At 70.4% G+C, this 23,624-nt stretch carries 18 protein-coding genes and 1 pseudogene; 13 read left to right on the forward strand and 6 right to left on the reverse strand.

Annotation, left to right across the window (positions count from 1 at the left end):
• Window positions 1-2: 2 nt before the first annotated feature.
• Genes eboE through AC2XR2_RS36390 form a run of 3 tightly spaced genes read left to right on the forward strand, consistent with a single transcriptional unit; the run spans window position 3 to window position 3,679 of the window.
• A complete protein-coding gene (gene eboE / locus AC2XR2_RS36380) occupies window positions 3-1,172 on the forward strand; it encodes a metabolite traffic protein EboE (protein ID WP_449349199.1) in 1,170 nt (389 codons plus the stop codon).
• Window positions 1,169-2,566, forward strand: coding sequence for an alkaline phosphatase family protein (locus AC2XR2_RS36385; RefSeq protein WP_491517379.1), 1,398 nt, complete (start codon window positions 1,169-1,171; stop codon window positions 2,564-2,566). Before eboE ends, AC2XR2_RS36385 begins: the two co-directional genes overlap by 4 nt.
• Before the next feature lie 60 nt (window positions 2,567-2,626).
• Entirely contained in the window at window positions 2,627-3,679 is a 1,053-nt protein-coding gene (locus AC2XR2_RS36390) for a sugar phosphate isomerase/epimerase family protein (protein ID WP_381304431.1), read from the forward strand.
• A 592-nt stretch (window positions 3,680-4,271) separates the two neighbouring features.
• On the opposite strand, the pseudogene AC2XR2_RS36395 reads toward AC2XR2_RS36390, so the two are convergent.
• Both AC2XR2_RS36395 and AC2XR2_RS36400 read right to left on the reverse strand, forming a co-directional pair.
• Window positions 4,272-4,706 (reverse strand): annotated as a pseudogene (locus AC2XR2_RS36395) (molybdopterin dinucleotide binding domain-containing protein); the annotation flags it as partial.
• A gap of 353 nt (window positions 4,707-5,059) precedes the next feature.
• Entirely contained in the window at window positions 5,060-6,031 is a 972-nt protein-coding gene (locus tag AC2XR2_RS36400) for a 2-dehydropantoate 2-reductase (RefSeq protein WP_381304434.1), read from the reverse strand.
• Window positions 6,032-6,273: 242 nt separating this feature from the next.
• Between AC2XR2_RS36400 and AC2XR2_RS36405 the strand changes: the two genes are divergently transcribed.
• Complete coding sequence (locus tag AC2XR2_RS36405; RefSeq protein ID WP_330269547.1) at window positions 6,274-6,948, forward strand: GntR family transcriptional regulator; 675 nt, start codon at window positions 6,274-6,276, stop codon at window positions 6,946-6,948.
• 104 nt (window positions 6,949-7,052) lie between these two features.
• Here AC2XR2_RS36405 and AC2XR2_RS36410 read toward each other — a convergent pair whose 3' ends face one another.
• The 3 genes from AC2XR2_RS36410 to frc (AC2XR2_RS36420) form a co-directional block, all read right to left on the reverse strand.
• Window positions 7,053-8,468 (reverse strand): OFA family MFS transporter, encoded by a 1,416-nt coding sequence (locus tag AC2XR2_RS36410; protein WP_381304437.1) that lies wholly within the window; start codon window positions 8,466-8,468, stop codon window positions 7,053-7,055.
• Between the two features lies 1 nt (window position 8,469).
• Entirely contained in the window at window positions 8,470-9,861 is a 1,392-nt protein-coding gene (locus AC2XR2_RS36415) for an OFA family MFS transporter (protein ID WP_491517380.1), read from the reverse strand.
• Window positions 9,862-10,033: 172 nt separating this feature from the next.
• Window positions 10,034-11,266 carry a formyl-CoA transferase gene (frc, locus tag AC2XR2_RS36420; RefSeq protein ID WP_491517381.1) on the reverse strand — a complete coding sequence of 411 codons (1,233 nt, stop codon included), beginning with the start codon at window positions 11,264-11,266 and terminating at the stop codon, window positions 10,034-10,036.
• A gap of 144 nt (window positions 11,267-11,410) precedes the next feature.
• Between frc (AC2XR2_RS36420) and sucC the strand changes: the two genes are divergently transcribed.
• The 5 genes from sucC (at window position 11,411) to AC2XR2_RS36445 (ending at window position 16,922) form a co-directional block, all read left to right on the forward strand.
• Complete coding sequence (gene sucC / locus AC2XR2_RS36425) at window positions 11,411-12,541, forward strand: ADP-forming succinate--CoA ligase subunit beta (protein ID WP_491517382.1); 1,131 nt, start codon at window positions 11,411-11,413, stop codon at window positions 12,539-12,541.
• Between the two features lie 11 nt (window positions 12,542-12,552).
• Entirely contained in the window at window positions 12,553-13,452 is a 900-nt protein-coding gene (sucD, locus tag AC2XR2_RS36430) for a succinate--CoA ligase subunit alpha (RefSeq protein WP_381309163.1), read from the forward strand.
• An 89-nt stretch (window positions 13,453-13,541) separates the two neighbouring features.
• Complete coding sequence (locus AC2XR2_RS36435; protein WP_449349194.1) at window positions 13,542-15,098, forward strand: aldehyde dehydrogenase family protein; 1,557 nt, start codon at window positions 13,542-13,544, stop codon at window positions 15,096-15,098.
• Between the two features lie 43 nt (window positions 15,099-15,141).
• Window positions 15,142-16,371: a formyl-CoA transferase gene (frc, locus tag AC2XR2_RS36440; protein ID WP_491517383.1), complete on the forward strand. Its 1,230-nt coding sequence runs from the start codon at window positions 15,142-15,144 to the stop codon at window positions 16,369-16,371.
• Between the two features lie 29 nt (window positions 16,372-16,400).
• Window positions 16,401-16,922 carry a beta-class carbonic anhydrase gene (locus tag AC2XR2_RS36445; protein WP_491517384.1) on the forward strand — a complete coding sequence of 174 codons (522 nt, stop codon included), beginning with the start codon at window positions 16,401-16,403 and terminating at the stop codon, window positions 16,920-16,922.
• A 43-nt stretch (window positions 16,923-16,965) separates the two neighbouring features.
• Here the strand turns inward: AC2XR2_RS36445 and AC2XR2_RS36450 are convergent, their stop codons facing one another.
• Window positions 16,966-17,658: a GntR family transcriptional regulator gene (locus AC2XR2_RS36450; protein ID WP_491517385.1), complete on the reverse strand. Its 693-nt coding sequence runs from the start codon at window positions 17,656-17,658 to the stop codon at window positions 16,966-16,968.
• A 141-nt stretch (window positions 17,659-17,799) separates the two neighbouring features.
• Between AC2XR2_RS36450 and AC2XR2_RS36455 the strand changes: the two genes are divergently transcribed.
• From AC2XR2_RS36455 to fdhF, 4 genes are all read left to right on the forward strand, one after another.
• Window positions 17,800-18,597: an acyl-CoA dehydrogenase family protein gene (locus tag AC2XR2_RS36455; protein ID WP_491517386.1), complete on the forward strand. Its 798-nt coding sequence runs from the start codon at window positions 17,800-17,802 to the stop codon at window positions 18,595-18,597.
• 114 nt (window positions 18,598-18,711) lie between these two features.
• Window positions 18,712-19,212, forward strand: a complete 501-nt coding sequence (locus AC2XR2_RS36460) for an NAD(P)H-dependent oxidoreductase subunit E (RefSeq protein ID WP_491517387.1) — start codon at window positions 18,712-18,714, stop codon at window positions 19,210-19,212.
• Window positions 19,209-20,810, forward strand: coding sequence for a formate dehydrogenase beta subunit (locus tag AC2XR2_RS36465; protein WP_491517388.1), 1,602 nt, complete (start codon window positions 19,209-19,211; stop codon window positions 20,808-20,810). The genes AC2XR2_RS36460 and AC2XR2_RS36465 overlap by 4 nt, the downstream gene beginning before the upstream one ends.
• The gene (fdhF, locus tag AC2XR2_RS36470; protein ID WP_491517389.1) at window positions 20,807-23,623 is read left to right on the forward strand and encodes a formate dehydrogenase subunit alpha; all 2,817 of its coding nucleotides are present in this window, start codon (window positions 20,807-20,809) and stop codon (window positions 23,621-23,623) included. The genes AC2XR2_RS36465 and fdhF overlap by 4 nt, the downstream gene beginning before the upstream one ends.
• Window position 23,624 lies beyond the last annotated feature (1 nt).

Consider the following 23,624-nt stretch of genomic DNA (forward strand, 5'->3'; position numbering starts at 1 on the left):
CCATGCGCTTCCGCCACCCCGACGGCACCATCGTCCACCTCGCCTACTGCACCAACGTCCACCCCGCCGAAACCCTCGACGGCGTCCTCGCCCAGCTCCGCGACCACTGCGAGCCCGTCCGCCGCCGCCTCGGCCGCGACCGCCTCGGCATCGGCCTGTGGCTCGCCCGCGACGCCGCCCACGCCCTGGTCAGCGACCCGTCCGCACTGCGCGACCTGCGCACCGAACTCGACCGCCGCGGCCTGGAGGTCGTCACCCTCAACGGCTTCCCCTACGAGGGCTTCGGCGCCGAGGAGGTCAAGTACCGCGTCTACAAGCCGGACTGGACCGACCCCGAACGCCTCGAACACACCACCGCCCTGGCCCGCGTGCTCACCGGACTCCTGCCCGACGACGTCACCGAGGGCAGCGTCTCCACCCTCCCGCTCGCCTGGCGCACCGGCTACGACGACGCGGACGCCGAGAAGGCCCGCACCGCCCTGCTCACCCTCGCCGAACGCCTCGACGCCCTCCAGGAACTGACCGGCCGCTCCATCCGCGTCGGTCTCGAACCCGAACCCGGCTGCGTCGTCGAGACCACCGGCGACGCCATCGCCCCGCTGACCGCGATCGCCCACGACCGCATCGGCGTCTGCGTCGACACCTGCCACCTCGCCACCTCCTTCGAAGACCCGCACACCGCCCTGGACGCGCTCACCACCGCCCGCGTCCCCGTCGTCAAGTCCCAGCTCTCGGCCGCCCTGCACGCCGAACACCCCCACCTCCCCGAGGTCCGCGAGGCACTCGCCGCCTTCGACGAACCCCGCTTCCTGCACCAGACCCGCACCTCCACCGCCGCGGGCCTCCGCGGCACCGACGACCTCGGTGAGGCCCTCGCCGGCGACGCCCTGCCCGACGGGGCACCCTGGCGCGCCCACTTCCACGTCCCCCTGCACGCGGCCCCCGCCGCCCCCCTCACCTCCACGCTCCCCGTGCTCAAGTCGGCCCTCGCCCGGCTCGTCGGCGGCCCGCACCCCCTCACCCGCCACCTGGAGGTCGAGACCTACACCTGGCAGGCCCTCCCACCCGCACTGCGGCCCCGCGCCCGCACCCAGCTGGCCGACGGCATCGCCGCCGAACTCACCCTCGCCCGTGACCTGCTGACCGACCTCGGCCTGAAGGAGCTGCCATGAGCGAACAGCCCCCGCGGACAGGACCGACGCCCCTCCTCGTCCTCGACGTCGTCGGCCTCACCCCCCGACTCCTGCACCACATGCCCCACCTCAAGTCCCTCGCCCAGTCCGGCTCCCACGCCCCGCTCGGGACCGTCCTGCCCGCCGTCACCTGCGCCGCCCAGTCCACCTTCCTCACCGGCACCCATCCCAGTGAGCACGGCATCGTCGGCAACGGCTGGTACTTCCGCGACCTCGGCGACGTACTCCTGTGGCGGCAGCACAACGGACTGGTCGCCGGCGACAAGCTCTGGGACGCCGCCCGCCGCGCCCACCCCGGCTACACCGTGGCCAACATCTGCTGGTGGTACGCCATGGGCGCCGACACCGACTTCACCGTCACCCCCCGCCCGGTCTACTACGCCGACGGCCGCAAGGAACCCGACTGCTACACCCGGCCCCCGGCCCTGCACGACGAACTCACCGACAAGCTCGGCACCTTCCCCCTCTTCCACTTCTGGGGCCCCGGCGCGGACCTGGTCTCCAGCCAGTGGATCATCGACGCCACCCGACACATCATGGGCACCCGCCACCCCGACCTGACGCTCTGCTACCTCCCCCACCTCGACTACGACCTGCAACGCTTCGGCCCCGACGACCCACGCTCCCTGAAAGCCGCCGCCGACCTGGACCGGGCACTGGCCCCGCTCCTGGACGACGCCCGCGCGGAAGGTCGTACCGTCGTGGCGCTGTCCGAGTACGGCATCACCCGCGCGGACCGACCCGTCGACATCAACCGCGCTCTGCGCCGCGCCGGACTCCTCGAGGTGCACACCCAGGACGGCATGGAGTACCTGGACCCGATGGCCTCACGGGCCTTCGCGGTCGCCGACCACCAGATCGCGCATGTCTATGTGCGCCGCCCCGAGGACCTGGACGCCACCCGCGCCGCTCTCGAAGGCCTGCCCGGCCTCGAACAGCTCTTCGACGACGAGGGCAAGAAGGCTCACCACCTCGACCACCCGCGCTCCGGCGAACTCGTCGCCGTCGCGGAACCGGACGCCTGGTTCACGTACTACTACTGGCTCGACGACGACCGCGCGCCCGACTTCGCGCAGCTGGTCGAGATCCACCGCAAACCCGGCTACGACCCGGTCGAACTGTTCATGGACCCGCTCGACCCCTACGTCAAGGTCAAGGCGGCCGGCGCGCTGGCCCGCAAGAAGCTCGGCATGCGCTACCGCATGGCGGTGGTGCCCCTCGACCCGTCACCTGTTCGCGGCAGCCACGGCCGCCTTCCCGAGAGCGACGACGACGGTCCGCTTCTCATCTGCTCCACCCCCCGCGTCGTCGGCGACCGCATCGAGGCCACCGACGTGAAGTCGCTCCTGCTCCGACTGGCCGGACTTTCCTGACTGGTCCCCAGTGAAGCACCCAGCACTGACAACGCCCTCCGACACCGAGGAGTCCCCGGCATGAGCCGCACCTCCCAGCCCGACCCCGAACTCACCCACCGCCTGACCAGACGAGGCATGCTCGGCGTGGCCGCGGGCGCCACCGCCGCCGCACTGCTGGGCGCGGCGGCCTCCCCGGCAGGCGCCGCCACCGACGCCGCGACCGGCACCACCGGCCACGGCCACGGCCGCGGCCGCCCCGTGCTGCCCCCCGGCCGCCTCGGCATCCAGCTCTACAGCCTCCGCGACAAGGTCTCCACTCTCGGCTTCGCTCCCGTCTTCGCCGAACTGGAGAAGTACGGCTACGACGAGGTCGAGTTCGCCGGCTACACCCAGGGCTCGGCCGGACCGATCACCCTCGCCCAGCTCAGGCGGCTGGCCCGCGACCACGGCCTGAACCCGATCGGCAGCCACGTCGGCTACTACTCGGACGACCCGAACGCCTACACCTTCGCCCAGAACCTCACCAAGGTCCTCGACGACGCCCAGGCCCTCGGCCTCAAGCACATCGGCACCGCCTCGGGCCCCTTCCGCTACGGCTCCACCGTCGACGCGTGGAAGCGCGCCGCCGAGGAGTTCAACACCTACGGCGCGGCGGCGAAGGCGCGCGGGATGAAGTTCTACCAGCACAACCACTCCGAGGAGTTCTCCTTCGCCACCGACAACCCCAAGGTCCGCCTCTACGACGTGCTCCTCAGGGAGACCGACCCCGACCTGGTGTTCCTGGAGATGGACATCTTCTGGGCGTACTCGGGCCAGTTCCGCTTCTCCAAGCGGCCCGACGGCACGCCGGCCCCCTTCGAACCCCTGAACTACGTCCTCAGGCAGCCGCACCGCTACCCGCTCTTCCACGTCAAGGACGGCGTGAGCGACCCGTCGAACACCTACGGCTACCGGATGACCGACGTCGGCGACGGAGACATCGACTACCAGAAGTTCATCTCCGCCGTGACCCGGCTGCGGGGCGAGCGCCTGGCCCACCACTGGCAGGCCGAGCACGACCAGCCCACCGAGTCCTTCACGTTCGCCCGGCGCTCCAGCGCCCACCTGCACTCACTGCGGGAGAAGTGCTGACCGAGCAGCACGACTGAGGCGGGACCCCGAGGGCGCAGGGGGCGCTCCCCGCCGGTCGGGGTCCCGCCGTCGTGTAAACGGGCTGACCGGTCGCCCCCGGCCGCCGCGGCGACCGTCGGGACGAGCCGGCGTACGCCCGCGTACACGTTCATGGAGCGCCCGCGCGCACAGCCGCGCGGGGGAAGGAGGCCCGGTCCGACACCCGAAGCGGTCGCCGGCGCACGGGCCCCCGGCCCGGTCGAAGGCCCGTGCCGCCAAGCGGACCCGGTCGGGGAGGCACGCGAGGAGACCGGTTCCGACACGGACCGGGGGAGTGTCGAGGGCGAGTCGCCGAAGCGTCGCGGGAACCGCGGGTACCGCGACGGCTACGGGTCCCGCGAGGGCTACGGGGACCGCGTCAGGACTCGCCCCACCCGCAGGGCCGCAGGGGGAGGCAGCCGTACGACCGCCCCCCAGCCGGCCCCCGGCCATGAGCGGATCCGGGTGAGACGAGCCGGCTCTGCCAAGAATGAGTCCCGCGGTCACCGACGCGACCGCGCCGCCGCGTCCGCGGATCACCCCACACGGCTCCGCAACTCGTCCCATCCCGGCTTCAGCCCCCCATCGCGCCGACGGGCGACTTCTCGATGCGGATCGCGGCCGCCTCGAACTCCACGGCACCCGCGATCGGACAACGGGCCCTGGCCGCCCACCCGTTCGCTCCGTCCGCGGCGTCCGACGGGCGCCCGGTCATGAACGCCAGGCCCGGCCGCAGCGCCGGATCGACCCACACCGGTGCCGTCGTCGCTGCGAGCCGGGTCACGACCCGCACCTCCTCGCCGACCACCACCCCGAAGCGCTCGGCGTCCTCCGGACTCAGCTCGACGCACTCCGCGCGCCGCAATGACGAGCCCGAACCGCCTCTCCGCGGCGGGGTGTTGTACGAGTCGAGGCGGCGCCCTCTGCTCAGCCGGACCGGATACCGCTCGTCCGTCAGATCGACGGGAGGTGCGTGCGCCACGAGCTGGAACGGCGTAGGACTGTCACGATCGCCCTGCCGTCGCCCGGTGAGCAGCTCCAGATTGACCCACGCCCGGACCTCGCCCGCGCCGTCCCCGGCGGCCCCCAGGGGCAGGCACGGTTCCCCGAGCGCCCAAGCCCTGGCCGACTCCCTTATGTACGCGGCCGGTACGCCCGTCACCTTCGCCGTGAGCGACAGCGTCCACGGCTCGACGAGCCTGCGGTACTCCTCGAAGCCCGAGGTGGCTCGCTCGACGAACTCCAGGTCGGCCAGGCCCGTTTGGATGATGTCCCGGCCGATGGCGTGAGCCATCGGGACCGCGGTGCCGGTGTTCGGCCGGACGCGTCCGCCGGATGCCAGGGTGTGGGCGCTCGGTTCCGTCATGCGGCGGACCGGAGGGCGAGGAGGTCGGACAGGGCGTGGACCGTGCGCAGGGTGGGCACGTCCACGCCGGTGATCTCCGCCAGCTCGATCACGGCGGTGAGCAGGACGTCGAGTTCGAGAGGCTTGCCGCGCTCCAGGTCCTGAAGGGTGGAGGTGCGGTGGTCACCGACGCGTTCGGCGCCGGCCAGTCGGCGCTCGATGGAGACGCCGACCGTGCAGCCCAGGGCCTCGGCGACGGCGAGCGTCTCGGCCATCATGGTCTCGATGACCTTGCGGGTGCCGCCGTGCAGGCACATCTGCCGCATGGTGGCTCGGGCCAGGGCGCTGATCGGGTTGAAGGAGATGTTCCCGAGCAGCTTGAGCCAGATGTCGTCGCGGAGATTCGCCTCGACCGGAGCCTTCAGGCCGCCCAGCCGCATGGCCTCACTGAACGCGAGACACCGCTCGGACAGGCTCCGGTCGGGCTCGCCGATGGAGAACCGGGTGCCTTCCAAGTGCCGTACGACGCCCGGGGCTTCGAGCTCGGTGGCGGCGTAGACGACACAGCCGATGGCCCGGGAGGGCGCGAGCACCGCACTGACCGCACCTTCCGGGTCGACGCTTTCGATGCGGTGGCCGTCGTAGGGGCCGCCGTGCCGGTGGAAGTACCACCAGGGGATGCCGTTCTGGGCCGCGATGACGGCGGTGGTGTCGTGGAGAAGGGGCTCGATGAGCGGCCCGCACGCCGCGTACGAGTTGGCCTTCAGTCCGAGGAAGACGTAGTCGACCGGGCCGATCTCGGCCGGGTCGTCGGTGGCGTGCACCTGGGCGGTGAAGTCACCGCGGGGGCTGAGGACTTGGACGCCCTGTCCGCGCATCGCCGCGAGATGGGGTCCACGGGCGACGAGATGCACATCCGCGCCGCCGCGGTGCAGTGCCGCACCTACGTAGGCGCCGATCGCACCGGCGCCGAGAACTGCGACTTTCATGATGAGGAAGCTCCGTTCGGTGAGGGTGACCGAGGAACTGTCGACTTTGTCGACTGGATATTGTCTACAGGATGGGATGAGTGCTCAGCAAGGGTCGTGACGTCACCAACCCCCGTGAGCTGCTGCTGAGCGCCGGTACGGACCGCGCTCCGGCGGTTGTGCGCCGTAGACTGTAGGCGAAAGCCAATTCGCCCTCGGCGCTCAGTTGCAGCGACGACGCTGTACAAGAAGGGACCGCGATGTTGCCGACCACAGGACTGCCGTACGGCACCGTGCCCAGGCTCGAGCGCCCCGGACCCCTGCGCGACCGTGTCTACGGGGCGTTGCTGGAGCTGATCACCACGCGTGCGCTTCAGCCGGGTCAGCATCTGGTGGAGAGTGAGCTGGCCGGTCATCTGGGGGTGTCGCGGCAGCCGGTGCGGGAGGCGCTGCAGCGGCTGAACACCGAGGGGTGGGTGGATCTACGGCCCGCCCAGGGCGCGTTCGTGCATGAGCCGACGGACGAGGAGGCCGACCAACTCCTCACGGTCCGAACCTTGTTGGAGGCGGAGGCGGCCCGGCTGGCCGCCGCGAACGCGGGCAGTGCCGGGATCGCCGCCCTCGAAGCGCTGTGCGTGCAGGGCGAGGAGGCTGTGGCCGCCGACGACGTGGATGCCGCGGTCGCCCTGAACGCCCGACTCCACGCCAAGGTCATGGAGTTGGCGGGCAACGCGGTCCTCGCCGAGTTGGCGGGGCAGGTGGATCGGCGGGTGCGGTGGTACTACACGCCGATCGCCCGGCAGCGTGGCCGGCAGTCCTGGATCGAGCACCGTGAACTGATCGCCGCCATCGCCGACCGCGACGAACAGCGGGCCACCGCCGTCATGCGGCAACACACCGAACACACACGGAAGATGTACCAGGAACGCGAGAAGTAGCCCGCCACGCACCCTGGTTCACCGAAGCGACCGCATGCCGGATGAGGCGGCCCTTCCCGGCCAACGGCACGGGGAAGGGCCGCCTGATGTCCGAACGGCCCTGCTCAGGCCGCGGCTTGCGGTTGCGGCGCCGCCACCCCGCTCCGGGGCCGCCCCGGCTGCCGTAGCAGCAGGGCGATCGCCGCCGCCAGCATCGAGGTGGCGCCGGCCAGGGCGTACGCCCCGTCGTAACCCCAGGCCGCGACGACCATGGAACCGAGGCCGCCGCCGAACAGACCGCTGATCAGCTTGCCGCTGTACACCAGCCCGTAGTTGGACGCGTTGTAGTTCTCCCCGAAGTAGTCCGGGGTGAGCGCCGCGAACAGCGGGTAGAACGCGCCGCCGCCGAACCCGGACAGGAACGCGAAGAACAGGAACAGCGACTCGCTCTTGACGTCACCCGCCCAGATCACGCCGAACTGCGCGAGCCCCAGGACGACGATCACGAACACCAGCGTGGACTTGCGGCCCCACTTGTCGGACAGCCAGCCCACCACTCCGCGCCCGATGCCGTTGATGACCGCCATGACACCCATCGAGGAGGCCGCCACCAGCGGGCCGAAGCCCACCTCCTTCGCGTAGTCGACCTGGAAGGAGATGCCGAAGATCGACACTCCCGCGGTCATCACGAGGGCGACCCACATGAGGGGAAGCATGCCGGTCCTGACGGCCTCCTTCGGCGTGAACTGCCGTACCGCGGGAGGGTTCTTGGCGAGCGCGACGGCACCCTTCCCGCTGCCGCCGTAGGTCAGCGGGTCGATGTCCGCGGGCCACCAGTTCTTCGGCGGGTCCTTGAAGAAGAACGCGCAGCCCACGACCACGATCAGGATGTAGCAGCCGATGAGGTCCAGGACACGGTGGTAGTTCGCCGTGTCGAAGCCGTAGTTGAAGATGAAGATGAAGGGCAGAGATCCGTACGCGAAGCCGCCGTTGACGAACCCGGTCCTGGCGCCCCGGCGTTCGGGGAACCATTTGCCGACCATGTTGATGCAGGTCGCGTAGACCAGTCCGGCGCCGATTCCCCCGATGACGCCGAATCCCAGGATCGCCAGCAGGACGTTGCTGAGGTGCGACAGGGCGAGGAACCCGACCAGACACATGCCCGAGCCGATGTACATGGCGCTGCGGGCGGTCAGGATGCCCTTCTCCCGGAGCCAGCCCGCGGGGAAGGCGATGCCGGCCTGGAAGAAGACCCAGACGCTGAGGATCCAGAAGGTGTTGCTCTGCGTCCAGCCGTGGGCGTGGGACAGGGTGTCCTCGGCCGAGCCGTACGCGTACTCGAAGACGCTGATGGCCATCATGGTGATCCACGGGAGGTACACCATGAGCTTGCGTGAGTGGCCGAGGATGTCCCGGTCGGTCTCACCGATGCGGTAGACGCGGCCGCCTGCGTCGGTCACTTCTCGGTAGGGACGTGGTGCGGCGGTGGAGTGTGCGGTCTTGTCGGTGTCGCTGCGTGCTGCGTACGGATCTGCCGTCATGTCAGGCCATTTCCTCGCCGAGCGGTTGCGGGTTGGGTACGGTCCGACGGCTGGTCTGGGGCCTGCCGGGGGCCTTGAGGAACAGCGCGAGCACCGCGGAGCTCAGGCCGATGCAGCCGGCCAGGACGAACGCGCCCTCGTAGTCCCAGGCGCCGACCACGATCGAGCCCACGCCGGAGCCCACCAGGCCCGAGATGAGCTTCGAGCTGTAGACCATGCCGTAGTTGGAGGCGTTGTTGTTCTCACCGAAGTAGTCCGCGGTCATCGCGGCGAAGAGCGGGAAGATCGCGCCGCCGCCGAAACCGGAGACCATGGAGCAGAAGAGGAAGAACGGCATGCTGCCCATCTGGCCCGAGACCAGCACCCCGAACTGCGCGGTGCCCAGCACCAGACACACGATGATCAGCGTGTTGCGGCGGCCGAACTTGTCGGAGATCCAGCCGATCACGCCGCGCCCGGTGCCGTTGACGATCGCCTTCAGCGACATCGCCGTGGCCACGATCCCGCCGGCGAAGCCCATGTCCTTGCCGAACGGCACCTGGAAGGCGATGCCGAAGATGTTGATGCCGGCCGTGCACAGCAGGCAGAACCACATCATCCACAGGACGGGCGTGCGCGCGGCCTCCTTGGGGGTGTACTGCTTGACGGCCGGCGGGTTCTTCTCCAGCGCGCGCCGGATCTTCGGGTCGTCGGTCATCTTCAGCGGGTCGACGTGCGGCGGCCACCAGTTCTTCGGCGGGTCCTTGAAGAACCAGCCCGCGAACGCCACCACGGAGCAGCAGACCAGGCCGACCGTCACCAGGACGCCCTTGTAGTTGCTCAGGTCCATGTACGAGGTGAACAGGAAGACGAAGGGCACCGAGCCGTAGGCGAAACCGCCGTTGACCATGCCGGTCTTGCCGCCCTTGCGCTCCGGGAACCACTTGCCGACCATGTTCACGCAGGTCGCGTACACAAGACCGGCACCGATACCGCTGCACACACCGAAGCCCAGGTAGGCGACGATCACGTTCGGCGCGAACGCGAGCGACAGATAGCCGAGGACGGTGCCCAGCGCGCCGAGCATCATCGCGTAGCGGGCCGGAAGCCGCCCGCTCTCCCGCAGTTGCCCGGCGGGGAAGGCCACGGCGGCCTGGAAGAACACCCAGACGCCCATCAGCCAGAAGATGTGCCCACTGCTCCACAGATGCGCCTCGTGCAGGGTGTCCTCGGCGGACGTGAACGCGTACTCCGAGGAACTGATGCCCAGCATGCCCATCCACGGGAAGAGCACCATGGTCCATCGTGGCCGCCCCATGATGTTCCGGTCGGTCTCACCGATCCGGTACACGCGGCCGTTGCGGTCCGTCACCTCCCTGAAGGCGGCGGACGACGAGTAGTCGAGTGTTGTCATAGCTCAAGCACTCCTTGCGTCGAAAGATCTGGCCAGCGCCCCCTGTCCAAATGCCTTTCGTGCGCGCACGGAACCCCGGGGCCGGTCGACGCGCACCGTCGCCGGACCCCGTGCTCGATCACGTCATGGATCACCGCCCGAAGACCCGGCGGTGCGGCCCCGGTTCACCACGTCAGATCACCCCTCCCGACTTCATCAGCCTCAACTCCTCGTCACCGAGACCCAGTTCGCCGATGTAGATCTCTTCGTTGTGCTGGCCGAGGAGGGGTGGGGTGGTGATGGTGGTGGGGGAGTCGGAGAGTTTGAGGGGGTTGCCGACGGTGGTGAAGGCACCGCGCTGGGGATGCTCGACCTCGACGATCATGTCGTTGTCGGCGAGGGAGCGGTCCTCGATGATCTCCCTGGTGGACAGGATCGGCCCGCACGGGATGTTGTGGCGGTTGAGCTGTTCCAGGACCTGCCATTTGGGCAGCGTGCTGGTCCATTCCTCGATCAGCTGGAACATCTTCGCCAGCTTCGGCAACCGGGCCTGCGGGGTGGACCATTCGGGATCCTCGGCCAGCTCCGGCCGGCCCATCAACCCGGCCAGCGGGGCCCAGCCGACAGGCTGGACGATCACGTACACGTAGTCATTGGGCCCGCCGGGCGCGCACCGCACGGCCCAGCCCGGCTGCCCGCCACCGGAGGCGTTCCCGGAGCGGGGGACCTCGTCGCCGAAGTCCTCATTGGGGTATTCGGCCAGCGGCCCGTGCGCGAGGCGTTGCTGGTCACGGAGCTTGACCCGGCACAGGTTCAGCACCGCGTGCTGCATCGCCACGTTCACCCGCTGGCCCTTCCCTGTCCGTTCGCGCTGGAAGAGAGCGGCCAGGATGCCGGCCACAGCATGCACTCCGGTACCGGAGTCACCGATCTGCGCACCGGTTGCCATCGGCGGCCCGTCCGGGAAGCCGGTGGTGGCCATCGAGCCGCCCATCGCCTGTGCCACCACCTCGTACGCCTTGAAAGCGGTGTACGGGCCGTCCCCGAACCCCTTGATCGACGCGTACACCATCCTGGGGTTGATCTCCCGGATCCGCTCCCATGTGAACCCCATCCGATCCACCGCACCCGGCGCGAAGTTCTCCACCAGCACATCCGCACCCCGGATCAGACGGGTCAGGATCTCCCGGCCCCGCTCCGTCTTCGTGTTCAAGGTGATGCTGCGCTTGTTGCAGTTGAGCATCGTGAAGTACAGCGAGTCCGCCCCCGGCACATCCCTGAGCTGCCCCCGCGTGACATCCCCGCCCGGCGCCTCCACCTTCACCACATCCGCCCCCAGCCACGCCAGCAACTGCGTCGCCGACGGACCCGACTGCACATGCGTCATGTCCAACACCCGCACACCATCAAGCGCCAACGTCGTCACGGATCACCTCACCGTCAGCAGGTTTGGCACATTGCATACAGTCGACGAATACTGTATGAAGATTGTTATCCCGCATCCCGTGGGTGATGTCCAGGGGGCGTGCAGCACTTTTAAGTCGTGCACTTTTGAGACGGGAGCCGAACCATGGACCTGTACGAGCACGAAGCCCGGGCCCTCTTCGAGGAACACGGGATCCCGGTGCCGAGGGCGGAGGTCACCGACTCGCCCGAGGAGGCCCGGGTCATCGCCCGCCGACTGGGCGGCAGCGTCGTCGTGAAGGCGCAGGTGAAGACGGGAGGCCGGGGCAAGGCGGGCGGTGTGCGGCTCGCCGCCGATCCCGCCGAGGCCGAGCGGACGACCCGCCGCATCCTCGGCACGGACATCAAGGGGCACCGGGTCCGCAAGGTCATGCTGGCCCAACCCGCCGACATCGAGCGCGAGTTCTACGTCGCCTACGTCCTCGACCGTGCCGCGGGCCGCTTCCTCGCCATCGCCTCGGCGGCGGGCGGCATGGACATAGAGGAGGTCGCCGCCACTCGCCCCGAGGCGGTGGTCCGGATGCCCGTCGACCCCGCCGAGGGCGTCACGTCGGCGAAGTCGGGCGCGATCGCCGATGCGGCCGGGCTGCCGCCCCGGACCGTCGACGTCCTCGTACGGCTGTGGGAGGTGCTGGTCCGCGAGGACGCGGTCCTCGTGGAGGTCAACCCGCTCGTGCGCACCCGCCAGGGACAGCTCCTCGCCCTCGACGGAAAGGTCACCCTCGACGACAACGCCCGCTTCCGGCAGGCACGTTGGGGCAACGACAGCATTGCGTACGACGATCCGCTGGAGGCGGCCGCCGCCGCGAAGGGCCTCAACTACGTCAAGCTCGACGGCGAGGTCGGCATCATCGGCAACGGCGCCGGCCTGGTCATGTCGACCCTCGACGTGGTCGCCGGCTGCGGCGCACGGCCCGCCAACTTCCTCGACATCGGCGGCGGCGCCTCGGCCCAGGTCATGGCGGACGGACTGTCGGTCGTCCTGTCCGACCCGGCCGTCAAGTCCGTGTTCGTCAACGTCTTCGGCGGGATCACCGCCTGCGACGCGGTGGCCGACGGCATCGTCAAGGCCCTCGACGAGGTCCGGCCGACCAAGCCGCTGGTCGTGCGCCTCGACGGCAACAACGCCGCCCGCGGGCGGACCGTCCTCGACGAGCGCGCCCATCCCCTCGTCCAGCAGGCCACCACCATGGACGGCGCCGCCCGGCGCGCCGCCGAACTCGCCAACACCGGCTGAAGGAGCGGGACATGGCCATCTTCCTGACCAAGGAGTCCAGGGTCCTCGTCCAGGGCATGACCGGCGGCGAGGGCATGAAGCACACCCGGCGCATGCTCGCCGCCGGCACGAACGTCGTCGGCGGCGTGAACCCGCGCAAGGCCGGCCGGGCCGTCGACTTCGACGACCGGGTGGTGCCCGTCTTCGGATCGGTCGCCGACGGCATCCGGGCCACCGGAGCCGACGTCACCGTCGTCTTCGTGCCGCCCGCCTTCGCCGAAGCGGCCGTTGTGGAGGCCGTCGACGCCGGGATCGGTCTCGTCGTCGTCATCACCGAGGGCATCCCCGTCCACGACACCGTCGCCTTCACGTCGTACGCGAAGAAGAAGGGGACACGGATCATCGGTCCCAACTGTCCGGGCCTGATCACCCCCGGCCAGTCCAACGCGGGCATCATCCCGGCGGACATCACCCGGTCCGGCCGGATCGGGCTGGTGTCCAAGTCCGGCACGCTCACCTACCAGCTCATGTACGAGCTGCGGGACATCGGATTCTCCACCTGTGTCGGCATCGGCGGAGACCCCGTCGTCGGCACCAGCCACATCGACTGCCTGGCCGCCTTCCAGGACGACCCCGACACCGAACTCGTCGTCCTCATCGGGGAGATCGGCGGTGACGCGGAGGAGCGGGCCGCCGCCCACATCCGGGATCACGTCACCAAGCCCGTCGTCGGCTACATCGCCGGCTTCACCGCGCCCGAGGGCCGGACCATGGGCCACGCCGGCGCCATCGTGTCAGGTTCCGCGGGCACGGCCCAGGCGAAGAAGGCGGCGCTGGAAGCGGTCGGCGTCAAGGTCGGCGCCACCCCGAGCGAGACGGCCCGCCTGGTGCTCTCCCTGCTGGACACCGTTCGCAAGGCCCCTCAGGCCTGACCCGAACCACGCGACGCGTACGTGGAACCGTCCGTCGCGTTTCCCTCAACACCCCGCCCCCGACTGTGCACCGAGAGCGGAGACATCGCATGACCACCACCCTCAACTCCAGCCACCTCGTGGTGAAGTCCGGCACCTCCTGGAACGACGCCTGGCAGCGCTGCCTCGCCGTCGCCCCCGAGGCCTTCCGCGACGACCGCGTCCTCAACCTCTGGGACTCCGCCTGGCGGGCCGACGGCCGGGCGCTGCCCGCCACCAGCCCTGTCGACGGCAGCCCCATCGCCGGCCCGCCGCGCCTGGACCGGGAAGCCGCCCACCAGGCCGTTCGCGCCTCCCTCGACCAGCACCGCGCCTGGCGGCACGTCCGCCTCGAAGAACGCCGGGCCCGCGTCGCAGCCACCCTCGACGCCCTCACCCAGCACCGCGAACTCCTCGCGCTGCTCCTCGTCTGGGAGATCGGCAAGCCGTGGCGGCTCGCGCAGGCCGACGTCGACCGGGCCATCGACGGCGTGCGCTGGTACGTCGACGGCATCGAGCCGATGGTCGAGGGCCGGGCCCCGCTCGACGGCCCGGTGTCCAACATCGCCAGCTGGAACTACCCGATGAGCGTGCTCGTCCACGCCCTGCTGGTCCAGGCACTGGCGGGCAACGCGGTCATCGCCAAGACCCCCACCGACGGCGGCGTCGCCTGCCTCACCCTGGCCTGCGCGCTCGCCGCCCGCGAGGGCATCCCCGTCACCCTCGTCAGCGGCAGCGGGTCAGAGCTGTCCGAGGCGCTGGTGCGGGCGCCCGAGATCGGCTGCGTCTCCTTCGTCGGTGGCCGCGACACCGGGGCCGCCGTCGCCACGGCCGTCGCCGACCTCGGCAAGCGGCACGTCCTCGAACAGGAAGGCCTCAACACCTGGGGCATCTGGAACTTCACCGACTGGGACGCGCTCACCGCCGTCATCCCCAAGCTCTTCGACTACGGCAAGCAGCGCTGCACCGCCTACCCGCGCTTCGTCGTCCAGCGCGAGCTGTTCGACGAGTTCCTGGCCGCCTACCTCCCCGCGGTCCGCACCCTGCGCCTCGGACACCCCCTCGCCGTCGCGCACCCCGACGACCCCTACCCGTCCCTCGACTTCGGCCCGGTGATCAACGCGGCCAAGGCGAAGGAACTCCGGGACCAGGTCGCCGAGGCCATCAACCGGGGAGCCGTCCCCGTGCACCGCGGCAGCGAGGCGGACGCCCGCTTCCTGCCCGGCCAGGACACCTCGGCGTACGTCCAGCCGGTCACCCTCCTCAACCCACCCCCCTCCTCGCCCCTGCACCACGCGGAACCCTTCGGCCCGGTCGACACCATCGTCCTGGTCGACACGGAAGCGGAACTCCTCGCCGCCATGAACGCCTCCAACGGCGCCCTCGTCGCCACCCTCTCCACCGACGACCGGGCGACCTTCGACCGACTCGCCCCGCAGATCCGCGCGTTCAAGGTGGGACACGGCACCCCGCGCTCCCGCGGCGACCGCGACGAACTGTTCGGCGGGTTCGGCGCCTCCTGGCGCGGCGCCTTCGTCGGCGGCGAACTCCTCGTGCGCGCCGTCACCCAGGGCCCCGCCGGCGAGCGGCTGCCCGGCAACTTCCCCGAGTACCAGCTGATGCCGTGAGGCACCGACGTACACACGACGACGCAGGGATGAGGTGGCGAACATGACGTTGGCGCTTGATGGTGTGCGGGTGTTGGACATGACGCATGTGCAGTCGGGTCCGTCGGCGACGCAGTTGCTGGCGTGGCTGGGGGCGGATGTGGTGAAGGTGGAGGCGCCGGGCGGGGATGTCACGCGGGGGCAGCTCAGGGATGTGCCGGGGGCGGACTCGCTGTACTTCACGATGCTCAACTGCAACAAGCGCAGCATCACCTTGAACACGAAGACGGAGCGGGGCCGGGAGATCCTGACCCGTCTGATCCGGGGTGCGGATGTGCTGGTGGAGAACTTCGCGCCGGGTGCGGTGGATCGGATGGGGTTCACATGGGAGCGGATCCGGGAGATCAACCCCAGGATGGTGTACGCGTCGATCAAGGGGTTCGGGGACGGCCCGTACACCGCTTTCAAGGCGTACGAGGTGGTGGCACAGGCGATGGGCGGCTCGATGGCCACCACCGGCTTCCCGGACGGGCCGCCGATGGCAACCGGTGCGCAGATCGGTGACTCCGGTACCGGAGTGCATGCTGTGGCCGGGATACTCGCCGCACTCCTGCAAAGGGAGAAGACCGGGCGCGGCCAGCGGGTGAACGTGGCGATGCAGCACGCGGTGCTCAACCTGTGCCGGGTCAAACTCCGTGACCAGCAACGCCTGGCCCACGGACCATTGGCCGAATACCCCAACGAGGACTTCGGCGACGAGGTCCCCCGCTCCGGCAACGCCTCCGGTGGCGGGCAGCCGGGCTGGGCCGTGCGGTGCGCGCCCGGCGGGCCCAATGACTACGTGTACGTGATCGTCCAGCCTGTCGGCTGGGCCCCGCTGGCCGGGTTGATGGGCCGGCCGGAGCTGGCCGAGGATCCCGAATGGTCCACCCCGCAGGCCCGGTTGCCGAAGCTGGCGAAGATGTTCCAGCTGATCGAGGAATGGACCAGCACGCTGCCCAAATGGCAGGTCCTGGAACAGCTCAACCGCCACAACATCCCGTGCGGGCCGATCCTGTCCACCAGGGAGATCATCGAGGACCGCTCCCTCGCCGACAACGACATGATCGTCGAGGTCGAGCATCCCCAGCGCGGTGCCTTCACCACCGTCGGCAACCCCCTCAAACTCTCCGACTCCCCCACCACCATCACCACCCCACCCCTCCTCGGCCAGCACAACGAAGAGATCTACATCGGCGAACTCGGGCTGTCCGAGGACGAGTTGCCGCACCTCCAGGCGCACGGCGTCATCTGACCGACACGACCGGAGCGAGGTAACCCCGAATGTCGACTTCAGCACCCCGAACCGCGACGGTCACCGACCGGCTCGTCGCAGCCAACCGTGCCTACGCCGCCGGATTCACCGACCCCGGCATGGGCGCGCGCCCAGTCCTGCGCGTCGCCGTCGTGGCCTGCATGGACGCCCGGCTCGACCTGCATGCCGCGCTGGGCCTGCAACTCGGTGACTGCCACACCATCCGCAACGCCGGGGGAGTCGTCACCGACGACACCATCCGCTCCCTGACGATCAGTCAGCGCGCGCTCGGCACCCGCAGTGTGGCACTGATCCACCACACCGGCTGCGGACTCCAGACCCTGACCGAGGACTTCCGGCACGAACTGGAGCTGGAGGTGGGCCAGCGCCCCGCCTGGGCGGTGGAGGCCTTCCGGGACGTCGACCAGGACGTACGGCAGTCCATGCAGCGAGTGCGCACCTCGCCGTTCCTGCCGCACACCGACGATGTGCGCGGCTTCGTCTTCGACGTGACGACGGGGTTGTTGCGGGAGATCGCCCCGAACTCCTAGCGGGTCCACGCCCGTTGGCGGGCGCAGGGCCGGTCGGCCGGGGTCAGTCGCCCCGGCCGGCCACCGCGGCGAGCTGCTCGCAGTAGAAGTCGGTGGTGTTGCGGGTGTGCCGGCGCATGAGAGCCTCGGCGCGGTCGGGAGCGCCCTCGCCGATGGCCTCGATGATCCTCGCGTGCTCGTTCCAGGCGTCCTTGCCGCGGGGCTTGGCGATGGGCATGTAGTACCAGCGCACCCGCCGGTCCACCTGTGGGATGAGTTCGGCGAGGACCGCGTTGCGGGACAGGTGGGTGATGTGGCCGTGGAGGGCGGCGTTCGCCTCCACGATGGCCCGGGCGTCCCCGGCCGCCAGAGCCGTCAGCCCCGTCTGCTGGAGCTCCCACAGCCGGGCGACGTCCCGAGGAGTTGCGTGCTGGGCGGCGCCGCGAGCCGAGTGGGTCTCCAGGAGCGCCCGGACGCTGAGGAGTTGGGCGCACTCCTCGGTGGTGGGGGAGTGGACGAACGCGCCCTGGGAGGGGCGCAGGTCGACCCAGCCGGCCGTCTGGAGTCGTTGGAGCGCCTCTCGGATCGGCTGCCGGCTCACCCCGAGGCTCTCGGCCAGCTCCGCCTCGACGAGGTGCTGGCCGGGGGTGAGCGAGCCGTTGATGATCAGCTCGGTGAGGGCCTCGTAGACCGCCTGGCGCAGCGGGGTGGGCCTGCTGATCGCTCCGCGGGTCGTCGTGGTGGGTGTGTCGGGCATGGGTCCCGTCTCCCTCGTTCGACTGGTGGGTCGAGCCGTCCGGCGATCGCCTGACCTTGTGCGGTCACCTTCCCATGCAGAATACTGTATGCAATCATCGATCGACAGTGGACCATCAGCCACTCCCGAGGGGGTCGCCCCGTGTCGTACCGCACCGCTCTCTCCGAAGTTCTGACCGGCACAGTCGGACCAGTCGCCGAAGCGACGGCCGGCCAGGGCCGGTTCCCCCGCGGCGCCGTGACGGCTCTCGGTGGCGCGGGACTCCTCGGGCTCACCGTCTCCACCGCATTCGGCGGCGGAGGCCGGGGGTTGGCCGAAGCCGCGGACGTGGTCGCACGGACCGCGCGCGTCTGCCCGGCCACGGCGGCCGTGCTCCAGTCCCACTACGCGGCCGTCGCCGTCGTCGAGGCACACGGCGGCCCCTGGCTGCGCACCGAGATCGCCGCCGGACGCCACCTCGCCAGCCTCGCCCTCGCGGAGTCGGAGGACGGGGCCCCGGAGGGGGCGGCGGCGGAGGCCCGGCTCCTGGCGCCGCGCTCCGTCGCCACCGGCTCCGGGGGCGTCGTCGCCCTGCGCGGCCGCAAGCGCCCGGTGCTCGCGGCGGGGGAGGCCGACACCTACGTCTGGTCCTCCCGGCCGCTCGCCGCCCCGGACGGGCTGACGCTCTGGGCGGTACCGGCGCACGCCCCCGACCTGTTCGTCCCGGCCCGCCCCGGCGCCACGGGCCCCCGCGGCAGCGCGACGTCCACCGTCCTCGCCGACCCGGTGCTGGTGCCGGCCGAGGCGATGCTGGGCACCGACGGCGCCGGTCTCGACCTGGTGCTGCGCACGGTCCTGCCGTGGCTGCTCGAACTGCGGGCCGCCGCGGAGACGTTCCGCCCGCCGACCCTCGACCCGGAGGGCCCTCGCCGCCGGGCCGACTCCCTCGCCGCGTCCTGAACCGCCCACTGTCGGCGCCCGGTTGGCCTTAGGGCCTGATGTCGGCCGGTTGTGTATACAGAAGTCTGTATGGAGTATTAACTAGGTCTCCTGCACCCCTCGCCGGGGAACCGCGTGACGGAAGGCGAAGCGATCATGACGACCAGCGGCAGTGATGGGACGGTCGAGAGCGTGGTCCGGAGGGTGGTGGCCCGGCACCGCGGCGAGCGCGGACCGCTGCTGCCCGTACTGCACGCCCTCCAGGCCGAGTTGGGCCATGTGCCGCAGGAGGCGGTGCCGGTGCTCGCCGAGGAGCTCAACCTCTCCCGGGCGGACGTCCACGGAGTGGTGACCTTCTACCACGACTTCCGCCGCGAACCCGCGGGCCGCACCACCGTGCGCATCTGTCGCGCCGAGGCCTGCCAGGCCCTGGGCGCCGACCAACTGGTGCGCTACGCAAGCGAGTCCGGGCTTCGGCTCGGCGAGACGACGCCCGACGGCTCGGTCACCGTCGAGCAGGTCTTCTGCCTCGGCAACTGCGCGCTCGGCCCGTCCGTCGAGGCCGGCGGACGGCTCTACGGCCGAGTCGGCTCCGCCCGACTGGGCGCGATCCTCAACGGGACGGTCTCCTCATGAACACCCCTTCGCCCTCCACGGCCACGGTCTACGTCCCCCGCGACTCGGCGGCCAGGTCGGTCGGCGCCGACGAGGTCGCGCGGGCACTCCAACAGGCGTCCGAACGCGGCGACTTCGCCCTGGACGTCGTACGCAACGGATCACGCGGCATGCTCTGGCTGGAGCCCCTCGTCGAGGTGGCGACCCCCCAAGGACGTATCGGCTACGGCCCGGTGGCCCCCGAGGACGTCGACGACCTCCTGGCCGCAGGCATGCTCGACGGCGCCGACCACCCCCTCCGCCTCGGTGTCGTCGACGAACTCCCCTGGCTGGCACGCCAGAACCGGGTCACCTTCGCCCGGGTCGGCGTCACCGACCCCCTGTCGACCGAGGACTACGAGGCGCACGGCGGTCTCGCCGGACTGCGCGCCGCCCTGGGGCTGGCCCCCGCGGACGTGGTCGCGGAGGTCACCGCGTCCGGACTGCGCGGCCGCGGCGGCGCCGGATTCCCGGCCGGCATCAAGTGGAAGACCGTCCTGGACTGCACCGACGAGCTGAAGTTCGTCTGCTGCAACGCCGACGAGGGCGACAGCGGCACCTTCGCCGACCGCATGGTCATGGAGGGCGACCCCTTCATGCTCATCGAGGGCATGACGATCGCCGCCCACGCGGTCGGGGCGAGCGAGGGCTACCTCTACATCCGCTCCGAGTATCCCGACGCGATCGCGACGATGCGCCAGGCCATCGGGATCGCCCGCGAGCACGGCTGGCTCGGCCGGAACATCCTCGGCTCCGCCCTCGACTTCGACCTGCACGTCCGCGTCGGCGCCGGGGCGTACATCTGCGGCGAGGAGACCTCCATGCTGGAGAGCCTGGAGGGCAAGCGGGGCATGGTCCGCGCGAAACCGCCGATCCCGGCGATCGAGGGCCTGTTCGGCAAACCGACCGTGGTCAACAACGTCCTCACCCTCGCCACCGTGCCCGTCGTCCTGGCCGAGGGCGCGCAGGCGTATCAGCGCCTCGGCGTCGAACGCTCCCGCGGCACCCAGGTGTTCCAGCTCGGCGGCAACATCGCCCACGGCGGCATCGTGGAGACCGCCTTCGGCATCACCCTGCGTGAGCTCATCGAGGAGTACGGCGGCGGCACCCACTCCGGACGCCCGATCCGCACCGCGCAGGTCGGCGGCCCCCTCGGGGCCTACTTGCCGGAGTCGATGTTCGACCTCCCCATGGACTACGAGGCGTTCGCGGCCGCCGGTGCGATGGTCGGCCACGGTGGTGTGGTCGTCTTCGACGACACCGTCGACATGGCCGCGCAGGCCCGCTTCGCGATGGAGTTCTGCGCCGAGGAGTCGTGCGGCAAGTGCACCCCGTGCCGGGTCGGCGCGGTGCGCGGTGTCGAGGTGATCGACAAGATCGTCGCCGGTACGCACCGCGACGAGAACCTCGCCCTGCTCGAAGACCTCTGCGACCTGATGACCGAGGGCTCGCTGTGCGCGATGGGCGGGCTGACCCCGCTGCCCGTGCGCAGCGCCCTCACCCACTTCCCCGACGACTTCCTCGGCGGCCGTCGACTCCTGGAGATCCACCCCGTACGAGCGACGGAGGGCACGGCATGAGCCTGCTCAAGGAACCCGACTTCGGAACCCCTGAACGGCCGGGCCCGGCAACGGTGTCGGTCGAGATCGACGGCTTCCCGGTGACCGTCCCCGAGGGCACCTCGGTGATGCGGGCCGCGGCCCAGGCGGGCGTCGACATCCCCAAGCTGTGTGCCACCGACAGCCTGGAGGCGTTCGGCTCCTGCCGGCTGTGCGTGGTCGAGATCGACGGCCGCCGCGGCACCCCGGCCTCCTGCACCACCCCGTGCGCCGACGGCATGAAGGTGAGCACCCAGACCCCGAAGGTGGAGAAGCTCCGCCAGGGCGTCATGGAGCTCTACATCTCCGACCACCCCCTGGACTGTCTGACCTGCCCGGCCAACGGGGACTGCGAACTCCAGGACATGGCAGGGGTGGTGGGCCTGAGGCAGGTCCGCTACGGCTACGAGGGCGCCAACCACCTCGACGCCGAGAAGGACACCTCCAACCCCTACTTCGACTTCGACCCGTCCAAGTGCATCGCCTGTTCCCGCTGCGTCCGCGCCTGCGGCGAGGTCCAGGGCACCTTCGCGCTCACCATCGAGGGCCGCGGCTTCGACTCCAAGGTCTCACCGGGCGCGGGGGAGTCCTTCATGGACTCCGAGTGCGTCTCCTGCGGCGCCTGCGTCCAGGCCTGCCCGACCTCCACGCTCCAGGAACGCTCGGTCGTCGAACTCGGCATGCCCACCAGGTCCGTCGTGACCACCTGCGCGTACTGCGGGGTCGGCTGCTCCTTCAAGGCCGAACTGCGCGGCGACGAACTCGTGCGCATGGTCCCGTACAAGGACGGCGGGGCCAACGAGGGCCACTCCTGCGTGAAGGGCCGCTTCGCCTTCGGCTACGCCACCCACCCCGACCGCCGGCTCAAGCCCATGGTCCGCGAGCGCATCACCGACCCCTGGCGGGAGGTCGAGTGGGACGAGGCGATCGGCACCGTCGCCCGCCGGATGCGCGAGATCCAGGACCGGCACGGGGCGAGCGCGATCGGCGCCATCACCTCCTCGCGGTGCACCAACGAAGAGGTCTACGTCGTACAGAAGATGGTCCGCGCGGCCTTCGGCAACAACAACGTCGACACCTGCGCCCGCGTCTGCCACTCCCCGACGGGCTACGGCCTCAAGCAGACCTTCGGCGAGTCGGCCGGCACCCAGGACTTCCGCTCGGTCGCCGAGGCCGACGTCATCATGGTGATCGGCGCCAACCCCACCGACGGACACCCGGTGTTCGCCTCCCGGATGAAGCGACGGCTGCGCGAGGGCGCGAAGTTGATCGTCGTCGACCCGCGCCGCATCGACCTCGTCCGCTCCCCGCACATCGAGGCGCAGCACCACCTCCAGCTCCGCCCCAGCACCAATGTCGCCGTCGTCAACGCGATGGCCCATGTCGTGGTCACCGAGGGCCTCACGGACCGGGACTTCGTGGCCGCTCGCTGCGAAGGCTTCGCCGAGTGGGCCGAGTTCATCGCCCGCCCCGAGAACAGCCCGGAGGCCGTCGAGGAGATCACCGGAGTCCCGGCCGCCGAACTCCGCGCCGCCGCCCGCCTGTACGCCGAGGCACCCAACGGCGCCATCTACTACGGCCTCGGCGTCACCGAGCACAGCCAGGGCTCCACCATGGTGATGGGAATGGCCAACCTGGCGATGGCGTGCGGCAACATCGGCCGCGACGGTGTCGGCGTGAACCCCCTGCGCGGCCAGAACAACGTCCAGGGCTCCTGCGACATGGGTTCCTTCCCCCACGAACTCCCCGGCTACCGGCACGTCTCCGACGACGCCGTCCGAACCGTCTTCGAGAACCTCTGGGGCGGAACCCTCCTCGCCGAACCGGGACTTCGCATCCCGAACATGTTCGACGCGGCCATCGACGGCAGCTTCCGCGGACTCTTCGTGCACGGCGAGGACATCGCCCAGTCCGACCCCAACCTGGGACACGTCACCGCCGCCCTCGAAGCCATGGAACTCGTCGTCGTGCAGGACCTGTTCCTCAACGAGACCGCCAAGTTCGCCCACGTCTTCCTGCCCGGCGCCTCCTTCCTGGAGAAGGACGGCACCTTCACCAACGCCGAGCGCCGCATCAACCGGGTGCGCGCGGTGATGAAACCGAAGACCGGCAAGCACGAGTGGCAGATCGTCAGCGAGATCGCCACCGCCATGGGCTACCCGATGTCCTACGACCACCCCGGCCGGATCATGGACGAGATCGCGTCGGTCACCCCCACCTTCACCGGGGTCTCCTTCGAGCTCCTCGACAAGCTCGGCAGCGTCCAGTGGCCCTGCAACGAGCAGGCACCCGAAGGCACACCCATCATGCACGTGGACGAGTTCACCCGCGGCAAGGGCAAGTTCGTGGTCACCTCCTACGTGCCGACCAACGAACGCAGCACCCGGCGCTTCCCGCTGGTCCTCACCACGGGCCGGATCCTCAGCCAGTACAACGTCGGCGCCCAGACCCGCCGCACCGGCAACGTCGCCTGGCACCCCGAGGACATCCTGGAACTGCACCCGCACGACGCCGAGGTCCGCGGCATCAACGACGGCGACATGGTCACCCTGGCCAGCCGCGTCGGGCGGACCACCCTGCGCGCGGAGATCTCCGACCGGATGCCGACCGGGGTCGTGTACACCACGTTCCACCACCCCGTCACCGGCGCCAACGTGGTCACCACCGAGAACTCCGACTGGGCCACCAACTGCCCCGAGTACAAGGTGACCGCCGTCCAGGTGGCCCTGGCCCGCCCCGACCGGTCGAGCGACACCGCGGCCACCGGGACCGACCTCGTGACGGCGGGGGACTGAG

The sequence above is a fragment of the Streptomyces sp. LS-MS-L19 genome (assembly GCF_058382285.1).